General features: G+C 32.8%; 17 protein-coding genes. 3 read left to right on the top strand and 14 right to left on the bottom strand.

Going from position 1 to position 16247, the window contains the following annotated elements:
* Positions 1-14: 14 nt before the first annotated feature.
* From JX000_RS01035 to JX000_RS01020, 4 genes are all read right to left on the bottom strand, one after another.
* Positions 15-761, bottom strand: coding sequence for an ABC transporter ATP-binding protein (locus tag JX000_RS01035; protein WP_075778255.1), 747 nt, complete (start codon positions 759-761; stop codon positions 15-17).
* Positions 762-864: 103 nt separating this feature from the next.
* A complete protein-coding gene (locus tag JX000_RS01030) occupies positions 865-1761 on the bottom strand; it encodes a sensor histidine kinase (RefSeq protein WP_145506399.1) in 897 nt (298 codons plus the stop codon).
* Between the two features lie 5 nt (positions 1762-1766).
* Positions 1767-2432, bottom strand: coding sequence for a response regulator transcription factor (locus JX000_RS01025; protein ID WP_075778257.1), 666 nt, complete (start codon positions 2430-2432; stop codon positions 1767-1769).
* Positions 2433-2453: 21 nt separating this feature from the next.
* On the bottom strand, positions 2454-2612 hold the full coding sequence (locus tag JX000_RS01020) for a hypothetical protein (RefSeq protein ID WP_002452059.1): 159 nt from the start codon (positions 2610-2612) through the stop codon (positions 2454-2456).
* Positions 2613-2866: 254 nt separating this feature from the next.
* On the opposite strand from JX000_RS01020, the gene JX000_RS01015 reads away from it, so the two are divergent.
* Positions 2867-4321: an alkaline phosphatase gene (locus JX000_RS01015; protein WP_145506402.1), complete on the top strand. Its 1455-nt coding sequence runs from the start codon at positions 2867-2869 to the stop codon at positions 4319-4321.
* A gap of 82 nt (positions 4322-4403) precedes the next feature.
* Here JX000_RS01015 and JX000_RS01010 read toward each other — a convergent pair whose 3' ends face one another.
* From JX000_RS01010 to JX000_RS01000, 3 genes are all read right to left on the bottom strand, one after another.
* Positions 4404-4505, bottom strand: a complete 102-nt coding sequence (locus tag JX000_RS01010; protein WP_015364644.1) for an SE2200 family small protein — start codon at positions 4503-4505, stop codon at positions 4404-4406.
* A 178-nt stretch (positions 4506-4683) separates the two neighbouring features.
* Positions 4684-6147, bottom strand: a complete 1464-nt coding sequence (locus JX000_RS01005; protein WP_206140783.1) for a poly-gamma-glutamate hydrolase family protein — start codon at positions 6145-6147, stop codon at positions 4684-4686.
* 236 nt (positions 6148-6383) lie between these two features.
* Positions 6384-6833: a MarR family winged helix-turn-helix transcriptional regulator gene (locus tag JX000_RS01000; RefSeq protein WP_002452056.1), complete on the bottom strand. Its 450-nt coding sequence runs from the start codon at positions 6831-6833 to the stop codon at positions 6384-6386.
* 162 nt (positions 6834-6995) lie between these two features.
* On the opposite strand from JX000_RS01000, the gene JX000_RS00995 reads away from it, so the two are divergent.
* A complete protein-coding gene (locus tag JX000_RS00995) occupies positions 6996-8636 on the top strand; it encodes an alpha-keto acid decarboxylase family protein (RefSeq protein WP_206140782.1) in 1641 nt (546 codons plus the stop codon).
* Between the two features lie 135 nt (positions 8637-8771).
* On the opposite strand, the gene JX000_RS00990 is transcribed toward JX000_RS00995, so the two are convergent.
* The 7 genes from JX000_RS00990 to JX000_RS00960 form a co-directional block, all read right to left on the bottom strand.
* A complete protein-coding gene (locus JX000_RS00990; RefSeq protein ID WP_002452054.1) occupies positions 8772-8984 on the bottom strand; it encodes a hypothetical protein in 213 nt (70 codons plus the stop codon).
* 24 nt (positions 8985-9008) lie between these two features.
* Positions 9009-10016 (bottom strand): ornithine carbamoyltransferase, encoded by a 1008-nt coding sequence (gene argF / locus JX000_RS00985; protein WP_145506411.1) that lies wholly within the window; start codon positions 10014-10016, stop codon positions 9009-9011.
* Between the two features lie 267 nt (positions 10017-10283).
* Positions 10284-11426 carry a CapA family protein gene (locus JX000_RS00980; protein ID WP_186364171.1) on the bottom strand — a complete coding sequence of 381 codons (1143 nt, stop codon included), beginning with the start codon at positions 11424-11426 and terminating at the stop codon, positions 10284-10286.
* A 247-nt stretch (positions 11427-11673) separates the two neighbouring features.
* The gene (locus tag JX000_RS00975; RefSeq protein ID WP_145506417.1) at positions 11674-13194 is read right to left on the bottom strand and encodes a M4 family metallopeptidase; all 1521 of its coding nucleotides are present in this window, start codon (positions 13192-13194) and stop codon (positions 11674-11676) included.
* Between the two features lie 140 nt (positions 13195-13334).
* Positions 13335-13613 (bottom strand): M23 family metallopeptidase, encoded by a 279-nt coding sequence (locus JX000_RS00970; protein WP_145506420.1) that lies wholly within the window; start codon positions 13611-13613, stop codon positions 13335-13337.
* A gap of 11 nt (positions 13614-13624) precedes the next feature.
* A complete protein-coding gene (isaB, locus tag JX000_RS00965) occupies positions 13625-14191 on the bottom strand; it encodes an immunodominant staphylococcal antigen IsaB family protein (protein ID WP_002452049.1) in 567 nt (188 codons plus the stop codon).
* A gap of 156 nt (positions 14192-14347) precedes the next feature.
* The gene (locus JX000_RS00960) at positions 14348-15583 is read right to left on the bottom strand and encodes an ArgE/DapE family deacylase (RefSeq protein ID WP_002452048.1); all 1236 of its coding nucleotides are present in this window, start codon (positions 15581-15583) and stop codon (positions 14348-14350) included.
* Positions 15584-15695: 112 nt separating this feature from the next.
* Between JX000_RS00960 and JX000_RS00955 the strand changes: the two genes are divergently transcribed.
* Positions 15696-16214 (top strand): hypothetical protein, encoded by a 519-nt coding sequence (locus JX000_RS00955; RefSeq protein ID WP_145506423.1) that lies wholly within the window; start codon positions 15696-15698, stop codon positions 16212-16214.
* The last annotated feature ends 33 nt before the right edge of the window (positions 16215-16247 follow it).

Genomic DNA, 16247 nt, shown 5'->3' with positions numbered 1-16247 from the left:
TAGGGGCACGTGATTTACTCCCTTCCATTTATGATTGCTAAACTATCAGCAATTCGCTTTTGAAATGCTATCTGGCTTTCTTCGCCACGATATATCTCGTGATATAAACGGCCATCTTTAATAAAAACAACACGGTTGGCATATGACGCATCAATATTAGAATGCGTAACCATTAAAATCGTTTGTTGTTGTTGATTGAGGTGTTGAAATAATTGCATTAACTGTTTCGAACTTTTTGAATCAAGCGCCCCCGTTGGTTCGTCCGCTAATAAAAGTTTAGGGTGTGTAATAAGCGCACGTGCTATAGCAACGCGTTGTTTTTGTCCACCAGAAATTTGATTTGGAAATTGATTTAAGATGTCACTAATATGAAGTTGTCGACTCACTTTCTCTATACGTTCTTGCATCGTATGAACAGATTGATTACTTAAGACCAACGGCATTAAAATATTATCTTTATTTGTCATTGATTCTAAAATATTAAATTCTTGAAAGACAAATCCTAGTTGTTCTCGTCGAAATTGAGCAATATCTCTTTGTTTCAATGACGCTAGGGATTGACCATTCAATTGAATGGTACCTTCCGTTAATTGATCAAATGTAGCAATCAGTTGTAATAATGTAGATTTACCAGATCCTGATTCACCCATAATGGCTACAAACTCACCAGTATCAACTAATAAATTCATATCGCTTAAGGCTTCAGTTCTATTCAAACCCTTTCCAAATACCTTTTTGACATGTTTGACTTCTAGTAACATATGGACGCTCCTTTCTAATACCAACTCTATTTTATATTAAAAAAGGACCAACAACATTTATAATTTCTTACAAATCTTGTTGGCCATCTTACAATTTTGAAAGTTAGCTTTGCATTGGAAAGCTAATTGTAAATTGTGTACCTTTATTCAATTCTGATGTCACTTCAACATTTAAATTCAGATGTTGCGCAATATGTTTAACGATAAACAATCCAATGCCACTTGAGGATTCATTAAGGCTACCATTGTAACCAGAATATCCTTTGTCAAAGATTTTCGGCAAGTCTGCTTGGCTAATACCAATACCGTTATCTTTAATACATAATTGTTGAGAAGTTGAATCAAAGTCAATCCATATATCTTTTCCACGTGCATACTTTAATGCATTATTTAGTATCTGTTCTATCAATATTGAAGTCCATTGTGCATCTGTTAAGACGCTATTATCAATAGATTGGTAATGAATTTTAGTGTGTTGTTCTATAAAGTGAATACGATATTTCATGATTAAGGGTTTAATTAAATCATCTATAGTCACCTCGGTGATTGTCATATCAGACGCTTCATTAAGTAGTTTTAAATAACTGAGTGCTAAGCGGGTATAATTATCAATTTGTACAATTTCTTGTCTCACTTGATTGACAACATTAGGTTCATTACGCTCTAGTAATAGTTGCGATGCAGTGATAGGCGTTTTGATTTGATGTACCCAGGTTAAGAAATAACTTTCAACATCTTTACGATATTCAATTTGCTTGTTTTTCATTTCAAATAGTTCTTCTTCGAGTGACACTACTTTTTCTTTAAGTCTTTCTTCTTTTTGAAAACCTAAATAACTGATCCACCAATAAATACACATAATAAATAAAATGATTGCTACACCTAGTATTAACGCACTTTTAGGGAGTGAAAAAACGAAGAAAATGAGTACAAATAGTAAGGATATGAAAGTAACAATCGCTATTTCATTTTTAATTGATTTAATAAACGTTAGTAACATCTTATTTACACCCTATAACCCACATTTTTCTTCGTTTCAATAAAATCTGTTAAGCCAATTTGATTTAATTTTTTTCGTAATCGTGTCATGTTCACTGCCAAAGTATTATCATCAATATAATTTTCTGATTCCCAACATTTTTCAATCAGAGCTGTTCGATTCACAAATTTCCCTTCATTTTGAAACAACAGTTTAATGATTTGAAGTTCCGTTAAAGACAGTTGTGTCACCTCACCTTGGAACATTAACTTTGCCTCATCAGCAATCAGTTGACATCCTTTAACATTTAATTCGTTATTGGATACAGCTAAATCATAAGTTCGTCGTAATAAAGCTTGTACTTTTGCAACTGTTAACGATAAATTGAATGGTTTCTCAATAAAATCATCGCCACCCATTTGAATCGCCATAATTTGATCCATATTATCCGTCCGTGAACTGATAAATATAATAGGTACGTTTGATATTTTTCTAATTTCTTGGCACCAATGGAATCCATTTAAAGTAGGTAAATTAATATCTAGTAGTACTAAGTCAGGTAGATAGCTTTTGAAATCATCTAAAATATGAGAAAACTGTTTTGCCAACTTAACGTCATAGTTCCAATTCTTAAGTTCATTTGCTAAACTTTCTGCAATGACTAAGTCATCTTCTACTATCAAAATCTTCATTGAGATACACCTTTCGTTGCGTTACATAGATTTATCTTGATGTTGTGATTGATTTGAATCAGTTTGAGTATCATTTGATGCTTTTTTAGCAGCTTCATTCTTCTTTCTTCTTTTTTCTTCATAAATACTTAATGCAATAAAACCTATGATGAATAACGGAGATAACATAACAAATATCATTTTTTCACCTCGTTTATTTTAAGCATGAGTTTCCATGGTGTCAAAATGGCTTCCAATTTCTCTCTTGCTATACTCTATTTAATATCTATTTTACATGTTTATTATTAAAAGTACATTTGTTATGAATCATCCGTTCATAAAATCCCCTTTTATCCATGTTTACAATCTATTTACAAGAACCACACATTTAATCAAAATGCCTTGCTTATACTTAAATTGTAATACGTTTATACATATATTAGGGGGCTTTTTAAATGAAATCATTTAATCAATATACTAAATACTTGTTATCAGGTAGTATCGTTGCTGCAACATTATTAAGTAGTACGAATGTATCTTTAGCTTCTGGTACAAATACAGATAACAATAAGAAACAAAGTAATGATGAAGCTATTGCTTTCGGTAATACTAAAAACCCTAAAAATGTCATTTTCTTAGTTGGCGATGGAATGGGTCCTTCATTTAACACTGCGTATCGTTATTATCAAAACGATCCCTCAGCTAAATCGATGAAACCCACTACATTTGATAAATATTTAAAGGGTACTAACCGTACTTATCCTAATGACCCTAAAGAAAACGTGACAGATTCTGCGGCAGGTGCTACAGCGTTTAGTTCAGGTCATAAAACATACAATGGTGCCATTGGTGTCGATGCTAATAAAAATAATGTGAAAACTGTATTAGAAAGTGCAAAAGAAAAAGGTAAATCTACGGGCCTTGTATCTACAGCAGAAATCACTGATGCAACCCCTGCAGCTTATGCATCTCATGTTGATTCTCGTGATAAAAAAGATGAAATTGCGAAACAATTTTATAACGATAAAATTAACGGCAAACATAAAGTAGATGTCATTTTAGGTGGCGGTTCTAAATATTTTGGCAAAGAAAATGGGAATTTAGATCAAAAATTCAAAAAAGATGGTTACGATGTGGTTTCTAATAAAAATGAACTGAATCAATCAAAGAGCAATCAGGTGTTAGGTTTATTCTCTGAGAAAGATATGCCACTTCAAATTGATGCGCCAGAAAACAACCCATTATTAGTAGATATGGAAAATAGCGCTTTAAGTAAACTTGAAAAGAATGATAAAGGGTTCTTCTTAATGGTAGAAGGTGCATCTATCGACAAAGCTGCACATCCAAATGATGTTACGGGTGTAATGTCTGAAATGCAAGGGTTTGATAAAGCTTTCTCAAACGCGATTAACTATGCTAAACAACATAAAGATACACTTGTTGTAGCAACAGCAGATCATTCTACAGGTGGTATGACCATCGGTAAAGGTAAAGATTACAAATGGAATCCTCAATCAATTCATCAAATGAAACATTCTGGTATGTATATGACAAAAGAAATTGCTACTGGTAAAGATCCTGAAAAAGTAATCAATGATGGCTATGGCATTGACTTCCCTAAAGAACAACTTGATAAAGTTAAAAAAGAAGCTAAAAAGCTGAAGAAATTAACAAAATCAGGCAAAGATGAAAAAGATCCAAAAGTTGTCGAACAAACGACACGTCTTCAAGATGCAATTCAAAAACCAATCAATGATGCATCTCATACAGGTTGGACTACTTACGGTCATACTGGTGAAGATGTAAATACGTATGCCTATGGTCCTGGATCTAATCAATTCAAAGGAAATAAAGAAAATACAGATAGTGCGAAAAACATCTTTGATTTCTTTGCTAATGACGTAAAATAAGCTTTGATATTAAATAAACCGAGATGAGCGTGACTCATCTCGGTTTATTTTAATGTATGCATCTATTTATTCATGATACATATTAATATTCAATATTAGGTGCTTGGTTTACATGGTTTTGATACTTTTTAAATGCATAGTAGCCTGCACCGACTAAAGTTAATAATATAGCGAATTTTTTCATCATAAAAACTCCTTTTTCGATTATTCATTTCAACTATCGCTTTGAAATTCTTATGACATAATTATACACTTTTTTTCAACAATTTTAAAAACCTTATTATCAATGGATTGAAAAAACATAAATTAAATTTAATATATATCGCCAACATTCTTTTTTCAATACACTCAACACGTTGATTTTAATGTGCTGATGTATCCGTAGTTTTAGATATTGCCATATGCAAAGCATCTGCAAATTGATACATTAACGGCGACCAATTATCGTCATTTTTTCGTGATGATGTACTCATATCTTGATTATTAAATAACGCTTTTCGTAATGAGATCGTTAACTCTAATTGCACGCCAGTACTATTTTCATTTTTATTAATGAAATTATTCTCATTTAATCCGCCTAAATATTCAGGTGGAACTTGTACAGTAAATCCTCTAATTTCCAATTGTGATTGAATCTCATCTCTTAGGTCAGACTTAGCGCCGCCTAAGAATACAATTGGGTCGTCTCCTTTAGCTCCATGTATGGAAATGGTAGCCGATCGTCCTTCAACCATTTGATGTAAAGTTGGATCATCATAATGTGTCGACGTCACATGCAATTGTGTATTATTAGATGGTCTAGTGGCTTCAAATGAAAAATAATCATAACCGCCTTGTTGTGCAAGTAACTTTGTTAACTCAGACGTACCTTGTTCTATATTACCTCCATGAGGCGCAACGATTAGCACTTGGTTGCCTTGGTCACGAGTTTCTTTCTTCCAATCTATATCTTCTTTAGTTTCTCGTTCAAGTTGGGTCATTGAAGTGTAATAATCTTTGTGTGCACTTTCAATCGGTTTGATAGGTTTAACATCCGTATTTGTACCTATCGCAGGTATTGTAGTTTCTTTCGAATTTGCGCTTTTTGGTGTTGTAGTTGATGTTGTCGATGTTACTGGTTTCGTTGATGAAACAGTCGTCGTTGACGGTTTAGTACTTAATCGTGATGTAGATGTCGTAGGTGCTTTGGCAGTACTTGTTGATGTCTTGGATACCGTCTTCGATGTCTGGCTCGGTGGACGCGTCGTTGTAGATGTTTTCGTTGACGTTGTTGATTTTGATGGTGTTGTAGTTGTATGTTGTGTCGTATTTGTTGGTTTCGTTGTTGATGTCTTTGATACTGTTGGCTTTGTTATAGGTGATTTTGTTGTCGCATGGTTTGTTGAGGATTTCGTACTTGTGGTTCCACTTTTAGGATGTATAGACGTAGGTGCTTTTGCTGATGTTGGTTTTTGTGTATGACTCGTGCTTGTTTTAATCGTAGATGTTTGATTTGTTTTAGGAGCTGAAACAGATACCGCTTTGACTGTTTGAGTTGGTTGCTTAATAGCTGCTACTTTAGTCGTCGTTTTCACTGTAGTTGGCGCCTTAACTGTTGTTGTGACACGTTTCACAGCTTTCTTAGACTGGGATATATGAGGTGTTGTTGATGATGTTCGTGTTTGATTTTGAGCACTCGTATGGTTGTAAGTCGTTTGTAAAGTAGAAGCATGGGCAGTGGCTTGTTGAGTCACGACACTTATTGTTCCTAAACTAATTGACGCGGTGATTAAACCTAACGTAATTTTAACAATTGGTTTAGCTTTTTTAGTTACATATCTTTTCATTCATAAACTCCTTAAAATAAAATGCTTTTATCCTATGTTAACTTATCCATTGTAAATAGCAATAATTTTATTTAATATAACAACTATTTATTACATTATTAACAAAAATTTAAAAAAGAGTATGTATGATGTTAATATTTCCAACATTATTACTTAACATTTAGACTTTCTCATTACATTTCATAAAAATCCCCTATTGCATCATATGCAACAGGGAAAATTAGTAAAAGTATAAGTTAATCTTGTCTTTTTAAATGTTCAATATGTTTGAAGCCATCTCTTTGGTTGGCTAACGCTTCCATGATATCGTACCAATTGTTTCCTACTTTTTGTTGAATCGTTTGTAATAGATGATCTTGTGCGTAATTGAGCTCATTAATTAACGCATTACCTTTTTCTGTAGCAAATAGCTGTTTAACACGACGATCTTGTTCGGATATTTGCTCTATAATAAGCTCTTTTTCTTTTAATGTTCTCAGTGTGGCATGAGAACCTTGCTTTGATATTTCCAATGTTTGAAGTAACTCTTTTATCGTAATTCCCGGTAATTTATTGATAAAAAATAAGAAACGGTGATGTTGGCGACTCATACCATATTGTTCGATAATGTCATCCGCTGTCGTAACAAAGGTTTTATAAGCAAAGTAAAATAACATATGTTCATAATCATTTTTATTTGTCGACATGTACTTTCTTTCCTTTTCTAATATTTAAGGTTCATTATAATAAAGTTTCCTATTTTAGTCATGCTAAACTTTTCTAAAAGGTCAAGTTGATTGACTTTATTTCCACAAAAAGTTATCTTTTAATTGTAAAATGCAAATACATAAACAAAGGTGGTATGCATAATGAAACAACGTGTAGGACAATATTTAATGGATGCAGTTAATGCTGCAGGGGTAGATAAAATATTCGGTGTCCCTGGTGATTTCAATTTAGCCTTTTTAGACGATATTATTTCTCATGACCAAGTAGAGTGGATTGGTAATACTAACGAATTAAATGCGAGCTATGCCGCCGATGGTTATGCTCGAATTAATGGATTAGGTGCATTAGTTACTACGTTTGGGGTCGGAGAATTGAGTGCTGTTAACGGCATTGCTGGATCCTATGCTGAACGCGTACCTGTCATTGCAATTACTGGTGCACCCACTCGTGCTGTTGAGTCAGCTGGAAAATATGTTCATCACTCTTTAGGTGAAGGTACATTTGATGATTATAGAAAAATGTTTGAACCAATAACAACTGCGCAAGGATATATTACGCCAGAAAATGCAACAACTGAAATTCCTAGACTTATTCAAGCAGCGATCAACGAACGTCGTCCAGTTCATTTACATTTGCCAATCGATGTTGCAATGACTGAAATCGACGTGGCTAAGCCTTTCCAACCTGAAACACGTGATGATCAAGATGTATCTCGCTATATTCAAATGATTGAAGATAAATTACATTCTGCTAAACAACCTGTGATTATTACAGGGCATGAAATTAATAGCTTTGGTTTGCATTCTGAATTAGAACAATTTGTAAATCAAACTCATATTCCTGTCGCACAACTTTCTCTTGGTAAAGGCGCTTTTAATGAAGAAAACGAACATTATCTTGGTATCTTCGATGGCAGTATCGCCGAAGAAAATGTTAAAAACTATGTTAATCAAAGTGATGCCATATTAAATATAGGTGCGAAATTGACTGACTCAGCGACAGCCGGTTTCTCATTTGAATTTGATATCGATGATGTTGTGATGATTAATCATAACTATTTTAAAATGAATGAAACAATCACTGAACAAGTTGCACTACCTCATCTTTTAAATGGCTTAATGACAATTTCTTATAAAAACAAATCTGAGTTTCCAAAATATCAACGACCACAAGGAGAAAACTATCAAATCGATCATGAACCATTAACTCAAGCAACTTATTTCAAAATGATGCAAGACTTCCTACAACTGGATGATATTTTAATTGCTGAACAAGGTTCTTCATTCTTTGGAGCCTATGATTTAGCTTTATATAAAGACAATACCTTTATTGGACAGCCTTTATGGGGGTCTATCGGTTACACATTACCTGCAACTTTAGGTACAGAAATCGCTGCACCACATAGACGTAATGTCTTACTTATCGGAGATGGTTCTTTACAACTGACAGTTCAATCGTTATCAACAATGATCAGACAACAATTGAAACCAATTATATTTGTAGTTAACAATGATGGTTATACAGTGGAACGTTTAATTCATGGTATGAAAGAACCATATAATGATATTCACATGTGGGATTACAAAGCGCTCCCTGCAGTATTTGGCGGAGATAAAGTAGTCGTCCATGATGTTAATACATCACATGAATTAAAAGAAACATTTGAAAAAATCAATGCAAATGGTGATTGCATGCACTTTGTTGAAGTGAAAATGGCAGTTGAAGACGCGCCAGCTAAATTAAGTGATATTGCTAAAGCATTTGCTTCACAAAATAAATAATAGAACATAAAAGAGGTTGAGACGCAAAGTTTTGGTGCTCTAGGAACGCTCATGATTCGACAAAATTGGGAAAACCATTTTGCTCATCGTTAGGTTCTGCTCAAATCCTAAACACTTTTGTCTCAACCTCTTTATTCATTTTTGATTAATTATCTTTTCAGATTCTAACTTTGCTATAACATCATTAATAGTTTCGTTTTGAATTTCCATTTTCATATCTTCGTGTATTTCATTTTCTATCATAGGGTAAATATAGTCAATAATTTGCTTGCTCGCTATTTCGCCTATTTCTATTTCATAGTTATCATAAAGAAATGACTTTAATGCTTTAGAGACTTCTATAATCATGCATAACACCTCATTTGTAATCTCTTATTTTATGCCACCTAAAGTTAATGCCATTACAGCTTTAATAGAATGCAAACGATTTTCTGCTTGTTTAAAAACTATAGAATAAGGACTATTAAAGACCTCATCTGTGATCTCCATTTCCGATAATCCATATTTTTCGTAGACCTCTTTACCTACTTGAGTTTGTGTATTATGGAAAGCTGGTAAACAATGCAGTACTTTCACATCAGGATTTTGAATCTTTTGAATTAATGACATATTGATTTGATAAGGTTGTAATGCCTTAACTCTTTCTTCTATAACATCTGTTGGTTCTCCCATTGAAAACCAAACATCCGTATAAATAGCATCCGTTTGATAAACGCTCTTTTCAATATCACTACTGATTTGAATCGTTGCGCCTGTTTGTTGTGCATAATCGTTAGCCATTGTTACCACAGATGATTCCGGCAAACGAGATTCTGGTGCCACAATATTCATATTGACACCTAATAACGCCCCTGTAACTAACAAGTCATTCGCTACATTATTTCGAGCGTCTCCAATATATGTTAATGTCTTACCTTTTAACGTCCCCCACTCTTCTTTTAATGTCATAAAGTCCGCTAACATTTGAGTAGGGTGCCATTCATTAGTTAAACCATTCCAGACAGGTACATTTGCATGTTGGGCTAGTGTTTCAACATCATTATGATCATGTCCTCTAAATTCGATACCATCATACATACTTCCTAGAACTTTTGCCGTGTCATATATACTCTCTTTTTTACCTAAATGAATCTCTCCCTGTCCAAAGTAATCTACTTGAACACCTAAGTCGTGGGCCGCAACACTAAAGGCTGCTCGTGTACGTGTAGATGGTTTTTCAAATATAATGGCTATATTTTTATTTGTTAATAATTGATGTGATTGATTATTTTTCTTTTCTGCTTTTAATTGTTGTGCCTTATCTATGATGTAATTCAATTCATCTTTAGAATAATCGGTCGATTTTAATAAACATTTACCTTCAAAGTTAAACTTGCTCATGTCATCAACTCCTTGATAACATCTTACAACATAGTAAATATAAATTCAATAAATTGTTTATTTATGCATTGTATTAATATGATCCTATTACCCATTCTATTGATTTTACGGGCATTAAAGGAGTAAAAATGATTTATTGTTGTATACATCATTAATATAATGAATATCATTTACAATGTTTCTCATGAAACATTTAACGATGTTGTTAGGTAACAGTGTGTTAAATATTTCTAGTAACACAATTGATTTCAGAAGCTAACGTATTTTTTATAAACTGTCTTCATCTAAAAATCTTTCATTAATAACCTCTTTAGTTATTTGTTGTAATCGCAATTTGCTCATTTCAGAATTCGGGTCATAATTTCGACCATGTTTACTGATTAAACGTTCATCAATATCCTTTAATTGATATATTTTAAAGTTCACTTTACTGTTTTTATTGTATATATTACTTAATTCATAATAATTAACCATACTTCGCCATTTAACGTTTTCGATTTTTACTGCTTTAGGCGTTTTCATTATTTTAAATTCTATTCTACCGAGTAAGTCATTACTTTCATTTCCAGTTTCCTGTCCATTCAAGAAATTTCCTAGGGAATAAGCGACTAAGGTACGATGATGATCCTTACCTTTGATCCATTCAACGGGTTGTATAACATGTGGATGTGTACCTAATACTACATCCACCCCTTCATCAGCAAATAACTTTGCATATTTTCGTTGTATTGGATTAGGTTGATGAGATCCTTCATTTCCCCAGTGTGCCGATACAAATATGACATCCGCTACTTCTTTGGCTTGTTGTATATCCTTCTTAATTTGTTTGTCATCAAAATAGTTGATTTCGTATTGATGTTTAGGCTTAATTCCATTAGTACCAAATGTATAACTAAGCAGTGCTATATTGATACCGTTTATCTTTTTGACAGCCACCTGATCATGAGACTTTTGCGAATCGTAAGTACCTGTAAACAACACTTTATTTTTATATTTATCCCATTGTTGAATATGATATTTAAGTCCTTCATCACCTTGATCTAATGCATGATTATTAGATCCATTAATAAAATTAAATCCTGTTTCTACCAAACTATCTGAAATATCCCTAGGTGTGTTAAATCGTTTAAATCCATGATAAGGGCGATGATCTCCACCAATTGGAGATTCTTGATTGATAAAAGCAATATCTGCCGCTTGAATATCTTTTTTTATATGTTGATACATAGGGTTAAAATGATATGTAACACCATCTGATTCAAGTGCATCCTTATATACATTAGGATGTATTAAATTATCGCCTACTGCTACAACTTGTGCCTCTTGCTTTAAATCCATCCGATATACCATCGTGCTAACTAACAAAAATAAAATAAAAGACAAAATCGATATTAAATAATACTTTTTCAATGTTGTATCTCCTCATATACAATATACATACAACATTACTATATTCATTAACAAAAACAATGTTATTAATTTTAAATTTATGTAAATTATTATTTTGCAAAACAAATAAGGTAGTGCATTTTAATCATTTGACTATTAACTATCTCCCAAAAATTAGACTGCTCGTTGTCTAACGTTAGACAACCCTAAGTGTCATCCCATAAAACAAGCCTCCCACTGCGCTTATCTCAGTGAAAGGCTTGATAGTTTAAACGCCAACATCTTCCCATGATCGATTAACTTTATCTGCTGTAGATTTATCATATAAATCAAGTGCGGCTTGATGTAATGATTTTTTAGCATCTGCAAAATTTGAATTAGAAGATAAATATTGTGTTAACGTTCTATAATAAATTTGTTCGGCTTTATCTTTACCAATACGTTTTATCGTTAAATATGCAGCTTTATTAGGGATACCTGAATTAGTATGCACGCCACCATTATCTTCTTGTGTTTTAGAGTAATGTTTCATATGCGCAGGTTGATCATACTTTTCAGGATTAGACATACTTCTTAATGCATCACCTTTAACATTAGGTGTGTATATATCCTCACCAATTAAGAAATTATCACTATCAATAAAGTATGCAAAGACATCTGAGAAACTTTCGTTCAATGCACCGGATTGATTTTCATAAACTAAATTGGCTGTTTCTTGAGTTATACCATGTGTAATTTCGTGAGCTACCACATCTTTAGCACCAGAGAATGGTAAATAATTATCATTGTCTCCGTCTCCATAAATCATTTTATCGCCAATCCAAGCAGCATTGTTACGATTATCTTCATTTTCAAATTGATTCACATGAGTTAATGAATCGATAGGGCTCCCTTTATCATCATATGATTCTCGACCGAATTTATTTTTATAGTAATCATACACATCTTTAGCATAATCGTTCGCATCAACACCAGCATGTTGTGACTTGTCTATGAAATCTTTATCTTTATCAGTCATTAGTTTTGAACTGCTATCCTCATCATTATAATCATAAGCTGAAATATTCCCCTTATGTGTCACATCTTTCAATTCATAGCTATCATCATTACTATTAATATTAATTTTTTTCGTTTTGTTTAATACGCTTTTACCATTACCTTCAGTATGCGCATGTTGGATATTATTTAGTTTATTAACGATTTCACCAGTCTCAGCATCAACTTGAATAGTCCAATGAGATATTCTTGGAGAGGTCGTTACAATTTCAACCTGATAAACATATTTGTTATTTTGACCACTAATTTGAATGTCATTCTTTTTAATAACATCATTTTTAAAGTTTTTAGCTTTGTCAGATGACATTGAAATAGCTTCAAATGCTTTATCGATAGCTTTCTTTTTATGGATTTGAACAGTATTGCTAGGTTTTATTTCACTACCACCTGTGTCACCATTGATAAGTACAACCTTACCTTGAGGATTAGTATGTATTTTAACTTCTCTATCAGGAACATATGCATTTTTAAACTTTGGTTGTAATGTATAGTGTGTATAGCCTAATTGATCTGTATTGACGTCGACTGTTTTATAATGCTTAAATTGCTTTTTAGCATTTTTATCATTAGGTAATAATTTTAATGCCTGGAATGCTTTATTCTTATCCTTAATTTCTAATTTATTTTGATTTGTTGAATGATCATTCTTTGCATTTACTTGTCCACTATAAAATGAACTACTTATAGCTATTACTGAAATACTAGAAATGATAGTTTTAGACAATCGTTTCATATTAATCCTCCGTATATGTTTAAATTTTAACCTCTACTCATACTATTTATATTTTTGTAAAAAGTAAATGAAAATTACATAAAATTCAATACATATACGTTGTGTTTTGTAATATAATATATTAAATTTACCAAACTGTTTTATCTGCGAATCGTTTCACCTTTGATAGGTGTCCTATTATTTTCAAAATTAACTTTGAGTGATTGCCCTTCTAATAAACTAGGTTGATTACTAACTTGAAAATGAATATGAGGCTCTGACGAATTACCTGAATTTCCACAAAGACCTATCATAACGCTATCCGTTATTTCATCACCAATATTCACTTTGATCGAATGTTGTTTTAAATGTCCAATTAGACTAAATTCATAATTAAATCTATCAAAAAACAGACATCCTATATAAGGACGTCTGTTCATATCATTCTATCTTATTTAATTTTATCCATCGTTTTATCTTTTTGAATCGCTACTTTGGTTTTTTCATAGCCAATGACAATGCGGTCGATTTTACCTTTTGATGCATCGAACCATACTGCTTCGCCATTTTTCTTAGGTTGGTAGTAATAAATACCAGTTGTATTATTTTTACCATTATCTACTTTTTTCAAATCTTTACCATAAGATTTTTGTAAATCTGTTAACTTCAATTGCTTTTTCAATGGAATATCGACTAATGAAGCTTTTTTAGATTTTTTATCATATTGACGGAATAATTGGTCTGATTTGATTACTGTTTGAGTTGATTGAGTTGGTGCAATTTTAATACCATTAAATGTAACGTTGCCAGCTTTGATCGCATTTTTGAAATTTTTATCTAAAGTAAACTTCGCATCATAACCTGCGTTACCTTTATAAGTATAGTAAGCTGATTGGTGTTGCTGTGTTGTTGATGCATGTGCCGTATGATTTATTACTGGCGCTACACTCGCTGATGCACTTAATAATGTACCGAAAGCTAATGTAGACGCAATGATTGATTTTGTCTTTTTATTCATAACGTATCCTCTCATTCTTTACCCACAGCTTCTTTGCTTATGGGTCTTCTAAATTATACGTCATCAACTAAAGACATACAATTAAAAGTAATAGTCCTTACAGTTTTGTCATATCTAATTTATGATTGAATTTAATATTTTATCTTACATGTCTTATCAATTTTCATTTAGATAAGTCAGTAGTAATTCAATATAGTAATCGATAAATTTTAAATAATGAACTTTATTAACACATTCATCTATTTGATGTGGTCCTTGACCTGGCCCTATCATTAAGAATGGAAATGCTTCGCTTTTACCTTTTAATAAATTAGATGCATCCGTAACGGCAACTGTTGGTGTATCTATCAAAGCAGAAGAATCAAAATATGTTTGAGCCAGTTGATGCCCTAATTTAAATAAGTGATTGTCGCCCGTTGTTACAACTGGGTCAAGATCTAAATAGATGTCATGAGTTAGATGTGCCCCTCTTTGATTCGCTTCGTTGATATATTTCTCGAATAGTGCTTTAACTTTTGTATTATCATATTCTGGAATCGTACGAACATTGAATGTTGCAGTTGCATGATCAGGGACAGAATTGACTTGAGAACCACCATTAATCATGCTATTGGTCATCACAAGTCCTTGAATTCTAGTTTGAACTTCGTCTTTACTTACAAAACTAGGCAATTGATCAGCCATCTGATTGACCATATTACCATAATCTAGCGCCGTCCCTTTTATACTTTGGGTAATGTCTTCATATGCTTGATTAATATTTTGAATCAATTCAATGAGTGGTGTAATTGCATTTTCTCCCATAAAAGGTGTAGAACTATGACTTGAACGACCCTTAGATGTGATTTTAATATCCATTGATCCTTTATGAGCATATACAATACTTGGATAAGATGGTTCTGCGATGACTAGAGCATCGACATCATCCATGTAACCTTTACGATATAATTGTTCTGATCCTGCTTGTTCCATTTCCTCTCCAGCAGTTGCTAATAATTTAATGGTACCATTTTTTAATTGTCCACTTGCTTTAATTTCAATCATTGCGATGACTAAGGCAGCCAATCCCGACTTCATATCCGCAGCGCCTCGTCCGTATAAATGACCATTTCGTTCAGTCAATTCAAATGGTGGCGATGTCCAATCATCATGGTTCCCTTCATTTACAACATCCATATGTCCTGATACTGCAACGACTGGTTTACCAGACCCTATGGTTGCGATGAGATTTGCACGTTGACCTGAAATATAATCAATGTGTGTGTCAATATCATATTGATTAAGCCATTGGGCTAAATATTGTGCTACAGCTAATTCATTATCATTGACTGAAGGGATAGCCACAATTTCTGATAAAATTTCGACCTTTTGTTCATTAGTTAATACACTCATATATGTCACTTACTTTCCTATTATTTTAAAATATCGTTAAATGTTGTGTTCTTATTCAAAAATTTGATTATAATATAGTTAATGATTATCGAAGTTAATGGAGGATACACTTTTGAAGAAATTACTAGCAAGCATTGTTATTTTTGCACTTGTATTAGCTTTAGGATTTTCTGTTTTTGCAGCTTTGACACACCAAAATAAATCATCTCTTCATAAAGCCGAACACAAAACTGAGGAAAAAGATAAAAAGAAAGCATCAAAAGATAAAGCGGAAAAAACTACAACAAATCAAGAATCTGTTCAAGCTGAGCCTACGAATTCACAACAAAATAATGTAAACAGTTCCAATCATTCAGCTAATCAACAACCAACTCAAAAATCATCCCAAGCTAATCATCAGACATCACCTAGCCAATCAGCTCAATCTAAACCGTCAAATCAACCGGCACAAAAAAGTAATAATCAGCCGGCACGTACACAACAATCTGAACCAGTAAATAAACCAAAGGCAAGTACTGAATCAGCACAAGGTCAAGGCGGTCAAGGTGGCCAAGGATCAAATAACAATAATAATGCAAATCGCTCAGCTCAAAACAATAGCACTTCAAACAAACAAAGCAAATCAGAATAATATAAAAGACAGGATTAAGTCATTCTCATTGGC

Origin of the sequence: Staphylococcus sp. SB1-57, from assembly GCF_017086425.1 — a bacterium.
GTDB classification, from domain to species: domain Bacteria; phylum Bacillota; class Bacilli; order Staphylococcales; family Staphylococcaceae; genus Staphylococcus; species Staphylococcus warneri_A.
This window is presented reverse-complemented; position numbering and strand designations above follow the sequence as displayed.